A 6834-nucleotide genomic window follows, 5' to 3' on the forward strand; every position below is an offset into this window, starting at 1 on the left:
TTGAGTCGTTACCACCGAGAGAAATCCACCGAGAACCACATGATCCGTTCGCGCCGAATAGCGCTGGTGCTGCTGCTCCCCGGGCTCGCACTGCTCCTCGGGGGCGTGGTGATACCCGCCCTGACCATGCTGCTGTCGCCGCCGAATGTCTCCACCGGCGAGGTCTTCGACCGGCTGGGCCGGATGCTCAGCGACCCCTACGACCTCACGATCATCCTGCGCACCCTGCGCATCGGCCTCACCGTCACCGCCCTGTGCCTGGTCCTCGGCTTCCCCACCGCCTACCTGCTGGCCCGCTCCCGCTCCCGGTGGGCGGGGATCCTGCTCGCGCTGGCGATCTTCCCGCTGCTGCTGAGCAACGTCGTCCGCACCTACGGCTGGCTGGTCGTCCTCGGCCGCAACGGCGTCATCGGACAGACCATCGAAGGGCTCGGCCTCGCCGACCCGGCCCCGCAACTCCTCTACACCGAACTCGCCGTGGTGCTCGGCCTGACCCAGCTCTTCCTGCCGCTGGCCATCATCACCTGCTACTCGGCCGTCGCCCAGGTGGACGCCAGCCTGGACGAGGCGGCACGCGGGCTCGGCGCCGGGCGCATCCGCACGCTGTGGAGCGTGACCATCCCGCTGTCCATGCCCGGCATCGCGATGGCCGCCACCCTCGTCTTCGCCGGCGCCGTCACCGCCTACACCACGCCCTATCTGCTCGGCGGCTCCCGCCAGACGATGCTGGCCACCCAGCTCTTCCGCTACTCCGGGGTGAGCCTGGACTGGGCCGCCGCCTCCGCGACCGCGATCATCATGACGGTGCTGGTGATCGTGGTGTACGCAGTGTCCACCGTTGTCACCCGGGCGAAGGCGGTTACCCGATGAAGCGCTCCTCTCCCATCGCCGCCACCCTGGCCCTGCTGGGCTATGTGGTGATGATCGTGCCCATCCTGTTCGTGGTGGCCACCGCCTTCACCGGCGGGGAGTCGCTGACCTTCCCGCCCGAGGGACTCTCGCTGCGCTGGTTCGAAGCGGCCATCAGCTACGAGCCGTTCACCCGTGCGCTGGTCTCCAGCCTCCAGCTCGCCCTCATCTCCACCGTGCTGGCGCTGGGCATCGGCATCCCGGCCACCCTCGCCGTCATGCGCGGCCGGCTGCCCGGCAAGGGCCTGGTCGAGGGGCTGTTCCTCTCCCCGCTGATCCTGCCCGAACTCGTGGTGGGACTCGCCCTCTTCCAGCAGTTCATGCTCCACCTGGAACTGGACAACTTCCGCACCCTGCTCATCGGGCACACCGCCATCCTGCTGCCCTACACGGTCCGGGTCACCGGCGCCTCGCTCGCCCTGGCCGACCCCGCGCTGGAGGACGCCGCCCGCGGCCTGGGCGCCTCGCCGTGGCGCACCTTCTGGACCGTGACGCTGCCCGTACTGCGCCCCGGCATCATCTCGGCGGCGCTGCTGAGCTTCGTCACCTCCTTCAACAACGTGCCGATCTCGCTGCTGCTCCAGTCCCGGGACTTCCGCACCCTGCCCGTCACCATGCTGGATTACGTCCAGCAGAACTACACGCCGATCGTCGCCGCCATGTCCACGCTGCTGCTGGCCGGCACCGTGGCGCTCGCCTTCGTCGCCGAGCGGACCCTCGGCTTCGCCCGCATCTTCGGAGGGATCAACCGATGACCACCGCTGCCGAGTTCGTCGCGGTCAGCCGCCGCTTCGGGGACTTCACCGCCGTCGAGGGCCTCGACCTGGCCATCCGCGAGGGCGAGCTGACCACGCTGCTCGGGCCCAGCGGCTGCGGCAAGACCACCTCGCTGCGGATGCTGGCCGGCTACCTCGCCCCGACCGACGGCACCATATGGATCGGCGGCAAGGACGTCACCCACACACCGCCGGAGAAGCGCGACCTGGGCATGGTCTTCCAGTCCTACGCCCTCTTCCCGCACCTGAGCGTCGCCGACAACGTCGGCTACGGGCTCAAGCTCCGCAAGGTGCCGCGCGCCGAGCGCGCCCGCCGGGTCGGCGAGGCGCTGGACCTGGTGGGCCTGGGCCATCTCGCGGACCGCCGCCCCAAGGCGCTCTCCGGCGGCCAGCAGCAGCGCGTCGCGCTCGCCCGCGCCATCGTCATCCGCCCCCGGCTGCTGCTGCTGGACGAGCCGCTGTCCAACCTCGACGCCCGGCTGCGGGTGCAGATGCGCGAGGAGATCCGCCGGATCCAGGCCGAGGCCGGACTCACCGTCGTCCTGGTCACCCACGACCAGGAGGAGGCGCTGGAGATGTCCGACCGGATGGTGGTGATGAACGGCGGCAAGGTCATGCAGGAGGGCCCGCCGGACGCTCTCTTCCCGGCCCCGGCCAACCGCTTCGTCGCCGAGTTCCTCGGCTACGAGAACTTCCTCCAGCTGCCGCGGCGCGGCCTGGTCACCGTGCGCCCGGAACTGCTGCGGCTGCACGGCGCGGAGCACGCCGACGGCGTCGCCGTGCCCGCGACCGTGACCTCCATCGCCTACCGGGGCGTGGAACTGCGGGTCTGCCTCGACGCGTTGGACGCCACCGGCGCCACCGTGCCGCTCATCGCCTCGGTCCGCCGTGACACGATCACCTCCGAGGATCTTCCGGCTCTGCTGCCCGGGAGCCGGGTCACCGTCTCCGCCGCCGCGGACCACCTCGTACCACTGGCCGCATGAACCGCTCGAACCGCCCAGTCGCACCACACCTCCGTACCACAAGACAAGCGAGGCTCACGGACATGGCAACATCCAAGCTGCGCGGCAGCGCGCTCGCCGCCGGGACGATATCGACCGTCCTCATGCTCGGCGCATGCAGCTCATCCGACTCCGACTCGGGCGGCGACGGCTCGGGCGAGCTGGCCGGCTCCACGATCGTGGTCAGCACCTTCCCCTTCGGTGTGGAGGAGTTCCAGACCAACATCGTGGAGCCCTTCGAGCGGGCCACCGGCGCCAAGGTCGAGATCGACAGCGGCAGCAACGCCGACCGCCTCACCCAGCTCCAACTGGCCGGCGGCAAGCCCGGCATCGACGTGATGCTGATCTCCGACACCTTCGCCGCCCTGGGCCAGGACCAGGGCCTGTTCCAGGAGTTCGGCCCCGAGGACGTGCCCAACCTCGACGAGCTCAGCGAGTTCGCCGTGGACGACGCCTACGCCGGCCCGGCCTACACGTACCAGCTCAACGGCATCCTCTTCCGCTCGGACGAGCTGAGCGCCGACGAGGCCGCCGACTGGAAGCTCTTCGAGAACCCCGACCTGGCCGGCAAGGTGGCGCTGCCCGACATCTCGGCGACCGCCGGCCAGCTGACCGTCTCGGGCATCGGCGAGGTGTACGGCGACGGTCCGTACGATGTGGACTCCGCCTTCGCCACCATGGGCGAGTGGGCCCCGGACGTACTCCAGTTCTACACCTCGACCACCGAGGTCTCGAACCTGATCGCGCAGGGCGAGATCCTTGCCGTGCCCACCATCATCGGCTTCGCTCCGCCGCTGATGGCGACGGGCCAGCCGATCGGCTGGATCCCGCCCACCGAGGGCCGTTACATGGCGACCAACCGGCTCATGATCCCCGAGGGTGCCTCGAACACCGAGGGCGCGTACGCGTTCATCGACTACATGCTCTCCAAGGAGGCCCAGGAGGCGTCGATCGGCACCGACCTTCCGGTGCGGCCCGATGTGACCCCGTCCCCGTCGTTCACCGGGCTGATGGGCGCGGAGGCCGGCGACCCGGTGGCCATGGGCTACCAGACGCTGGCCCCGGAGCAGATCGTGGCGCACCGCTCCGAGTGGGTGGAGCGCTTCGCCCGGGAAGTCTCGGGGAAGTAAGCGATGCCCGACACCACCCCCGACACCGCCGACCGCGTCGCGCAGTATGTGGCCCGGATGCCGAAGGCGGACCTGCACTGCCACCTCATCGGCACCGTCTCCGCGGCGACCTTCGCCGACCTCGCCGGCCGGGCGGGGCTCGACCTGCCCGCCGCGCCGGAGATCATCTGGCGCGACATCAACTCCCTGCCGCCGGACCCCGCGCTGTACCGGCACACCCGCATCCCGGTGCCGCAGGGGCCGGGACCGGATGAGCCCGAGCGGCCGTACTCGCTCTTCCAGGCCAGCGAGTGGGTCAGCGCGGCGTTGAGCGGCCCGGACGACATCACCCGGATCACGTACGAGGCGTTCGCCGCCGCGCACGAGAGCGCCACCCGGCATCTGGAGCTCCAGATCGACGATGTGCCGCCGCACCTCGCCTCGCTCGGCTTCCACGGCCTGGTGGACGCCTGCGTGGACGGGATCCGGCTGGCCGAGCGCGACTTCGGCATGACCGGCCGGCTCATCGCCTCGATCGACCGCAGCCACAGCGCGGAGCAGGCGCTGGCGTTCGTCCGCACCGTGGTGGAGCGGCCGAACGACTACCTGGCCGGGATCGGCCTGGTCAATCTGGAGCTGGCCGGCCCGCCGGAGCGGTTCGCCGAGGCGTACCGGCTGGCGGGCGCGGCGGGGCTGCGTCGTACGGCGCACTCCTCGGAGCACGCGCCGGTGGCTGTCAATACCGCGACCTGCCTCGACCTGCTCGGCTGCGACCGGATCGACCACGGCTACTACGTGCTGGAGAACGAGGCCATGGTCGAGCGGTGCCGGGCGGAGGGGGTGCCGTTCACGGTGATCTCCACCACCTCGCGCCGCTCGTGGCGGCCGTGGCGGCGCGCGTCCATCGGGGCGATGGCCGAGGCGGGGCTGAACGTCATTCTGGCCTCGGACGACCCGGGCATGTTCCCGACCAGCCTGAACCAGGAGTACCGGATCGCGGCCGAGGAGATCGGCCTGTCCCCGGCCCGGCTGCGCGAGATGTCGCTGGCGGGCATCGACGCGGCCTGGCTGCCGGCCGACGAGAAGGCGGCGGCCCGGGCCCGGTTCGAGAGCGAGCTGGCGGCGCTCGAAGCGGAGCTGCGGCCTTTCTGAGCGGTGCGCTTCGCTTGGTACGGCGGCCCCGGCGTTCTTCGCCGGGGCCGCTTCGTCATGCGTGCGGGGCTTCGCCGCTCACCCGATGATCGGCGTGGCTGAGTGCCTCCAGTACCAGGCGGCGCAGATGCCCGTCGCTGAGCCGGTAGTGGACGTGCCGCCCCTCGCGGCGGGAGTCCACCAGACCGGCGAGCCGCAGTTTCGCCAGATGCTGGCTGACCGCCGTGCGGGACGCGTCGCAGCGCTCGGCGAGCCGCCCGACGTCCGACTCCTCCTGGGCCAGCAGCCACAGCACATGCAGCCGGGTGGCGTCCGAGAGCATCGCGAACACGCCCGTCGCCTCCGCCAGCCGCTCGCTGTCCGGGGCGTGCAGATGCGCATGGTCCGCAGGTGACACGGAAGGGCGTTCAGGCATGGGGCCAGCGTACGCCGGGGGAGAGGCGACATCCTCTAGCCATCATGTGCGCATCTGCGCACATGATGGCTAGAATGCCGCTCATGCTCGCTGTCCTGCGCGACCGCACCTACCGCCGGCTCTTCACCGCCCAGGTGATCGCCCTGGCCGGCACCGGCCTGGCCACCGTGGCCCTCGCCCTCCTCGCCCACGACCTCGCCGGCCCCGCCGCCGGCGCGGTGCTCGGCACCGCGCTCGCCATCAAGATGGCGGCGTACGTGGCGATCGCCCCCGTCGTCGCGGCGCTCGCCGGCCGGCTGCCGCGCCGCACCCTGATGGTGACGGCCGATCTGGTACGGGCCGGCATCGCCGCCACGCTGCCCTTCGTGGACCAGATCTGGCAGGTGTACGCGCTGGTCTTCCTCCTCCAGGCCGCCTCGGCCGCCTTCACCCCCACCTTCCAGGCCGTCATCCCCGACGTGCTGCCCGCGGAGCGGGACTACACCCGGGCGCTGTCCATGTCCCGGCTCGCCTACGACCTGGAGAGCCTGGTCTCCCCGGTCCTCGCCGCGGCTCTGCTGACCGTGATCACCTACAACGGACTCTTCGCCGGCACGGCGCTGGGCTTCCTCGGCTCCGCCGCGCTCGTCACATCCACCGCCCTGAGCCCCCGGCCGCCCGCCACCGCCACGGCGCGCCCCGGGCGGGCGGGCTCCGGCTTCCGGCTGATGCTGGCCGCCCCGCCGCTGCGCGCCCTGCTCGCCCTGAACCTCGCGGTCGCCGCGGCCGGGGCCATGGTCACCGTCAACTCCCTGGGCTACGTCAGCGATCACCTCGGGCGCTCGGCGGACGCGCTGCCACTGGTGCTCGGCGCGTACGGAGCCGGCTCCATGACCGTGGCCCTGCTGCTGCCGCGCGCCCTGGACCGGCTCACCGACCGGGCGGTGATGCTGCCCGGGGCACTGCTTCTCGTCATCGGCTTCGCGGGGCTCGGCTGTCTCACCGCCGCGTCGGAGGGCCACTGGCGGCTGCCCGTCCTGCTGGCGTTGTGGGGCCTGTTCGGCGCCGCCTCCTCGATGGTGCTGACCCCGGCCGGGCGGCTCATCCGCCGGTGGACGCCGGCCGGGGACCGTACGGCGGTGTTCGCCGCGCAGTTCTCGCTGTCGCACGGCTGCTGGCTCATCACCTATCCGCTGGCCGGCTGGCTGGGCGCGGCGGCAGGGCTGGGGACGGCGGTGCTCTGGCTCGGCGCGATCGCGCTGGCCGCGTCGGTGGCGGCGGTACGCCTGTGGCGGGCGCCGGCACCGACGGCGCCCGCCACCCGGTCGGCGCCGGTGGGGGATCGGACGGATATCAGGGAACCTGGAGCAGCTTGTCCGGCGAGCCGGCGCCCGGGTTGGTGATCTGCCCGGTGGCGGCGGCAGCGTCGAGGGCGGACCAGACCTGGGCCGGGCCGGCGCCGGGGTGGTCGGCGAGGTGCAGGGCGGCGG

7 protein-coding genes are annotated in these 6834 nt (G+C 71.8%); 6 read left to right on the forward strand and 1 reads right to left on the reverse strand.

The window, feature by feature from the left end:
- Nucleotides 1-39 precede the first annotated feature (39 nt).
- The 5 genes from AC5WRL_RS27570 (at nucleotide 40) to AC5WRL_RS27590 (ending at nucleotide 4950) form a co-directional block, all read left to right on the forward strand.
- Complete coding sequence (locus AC5WRL_RS27570) at nucleotides 40-870, forward strand: ABC transporter permease (RefSeq protein WP_496091402.1); 831 nt, start codon at nucleotides 40-42, stop codon at nucleotides 868-870.
- The gene (locus AC5WRL_RS27575; RefSeq protein ID WP_496091403.1) at nucleotides 867-1664 is read left to right on the forward strand and encodes an ABC transporter permease; all 798 of its coding nucleotides are present in this window, start codon (nucleotides 867-869) and stop codon (nucleotides 1662-1664) included. Before AC5WRL_RS27570 ends, AC5WRL_RS27575 begins: the two co-directional genes overlap by 4 nt.
- Nucleotides 1661-2671 carry an ABC transporter ATP-binding protein gene (locus AC5WRL_RS27580; protein WP_496091404.1) on the forward strand — a complete coding sequence of 337 codons (1011 nt, stop codon included), beginning with the start codon at nucleotides 1661-1663 and terminating at the stop codon, nucleotides 2669-2671. Before AC5WRL_RS27575 ends, AC5WRL_RS27580 begins: the two co-directional genes overlap by 4 nt.
- A 62-nt stretch (nucleotides 2672-2733) precedes the next feature.
- The gene (locus tag AC5WRL_RS27585; protein WP_496091405.1) at nucleotides 2734-3819 is read left to right on the forward strand and encodes an extracellular solute-binding protein; all 1086 of its coding nucleotides are present in this window, start codon (nucleotides 2734-2736) and stop codon (nucleotides 3817-3819) included.
- A 3-nt stretch (nucleotides 3820-3822) separates the two neighbouring features.
- Complete coding sequence (locus AC5WRL_RS27590) at nucleotides 3823-4950, forward strand: adenosine deaminase family protein (protein WP_496091406.1); 1128 nt, start codon at nucleotides 3823-3825, stop codon at nucleotides 4948-4950.
- A 55-nt stretch (nucleotides 4951-5005) separates the two neighbouring features.
- Here AC5WRL_RS27590 and AC5WRL_RS27595 read toward each other — a convergent pair whose 3' ends face one another.
- Nucleotides 5006-5365: an ArsR/SmtB family transcription factor gene (locus AC5WRL_RS27595; protein ID WP_496091407.1), complete on the reverse strand. Its 360-nt coding sequence runs from the start codon at nucleotides 5363-5365 to the stop codon at nucleotides 5006-5008.
- An 83-nt stretch (nucleotides 5366-5448) separates the two neighbouring features.
- Here AC5WRL_RS27595 and AC5WRL_RS27600 point away from each other — a divergent pair, with 83 nt between their 5' ends.
- Complete coding sequence (locus AC5WRL_RS27600; protein WP_496091408.1) at nucleotides 5449-6747, forward strand: MFS transporter; 1299 nt, start codon at nucleotides 5449-5451, stop codon at nucleotides 6745-6747.
- Nucleotides 6748-6834 lie beyond the last annotated feature (87 nt).

Source organism: Streptomyces sp. NTD107 (genome assembly GCF_059510435.1).

Bases quoted from the DNA above. Each gene is read 5' to 3' on its own strand.
- AC5WRL_RS27580 (WP_496091404.1), top strand. From the start codon at position 1,661: ATGACCACCGCTGCCGAGTTCGTCGCGGTCAGCCGCCGCTTCGGGGAC.
- AC5WRL_RS27600 (WP_496091408.1), top strand. From the start codon at position 5,449: ATGCTCGCTGTCCTGCGCGACCGCACCTACCGCCGGCTCTTCACCGCC.
- AC5WRL_RS27590 (WP_496091406.1), top strand. From the start codon at position 3,823: ATGCCCGACACCACCCCCGACACCGCCGACCGCGTCGCGCAGTATGTG.
- AC5WRL_RS27570 (WP_496091402.1), top strand. From the start codon at position 40: ATGATCCGTTCGCGCCGAATAGCGCTGGTGCTGCTGCTCCCCGGGCTC.
- AC5WRL_RS27595 (WP_496091407.1), bottom strand. From the start codon at position 5,365: ATGCCTGAACGCCCTTCCGTGTCACCTGCGGACCATGCGCATCTGCAC.
- AC5WRL_RS27585 (WP_496091405.1), top strand. From the start codon at position 2,734: ATGGCAACATCCAAGCTGCGCGGCAGCGCGCTCGCCGCCGGGACGATA.
- AC5WRL_RS27575 (WP_496091403.1), top strand. From the start codon at position 867: ATGAAGCGCTCCTCTCCCATCGCCGCCACCCTGGCCCTGCTGGGCTAT.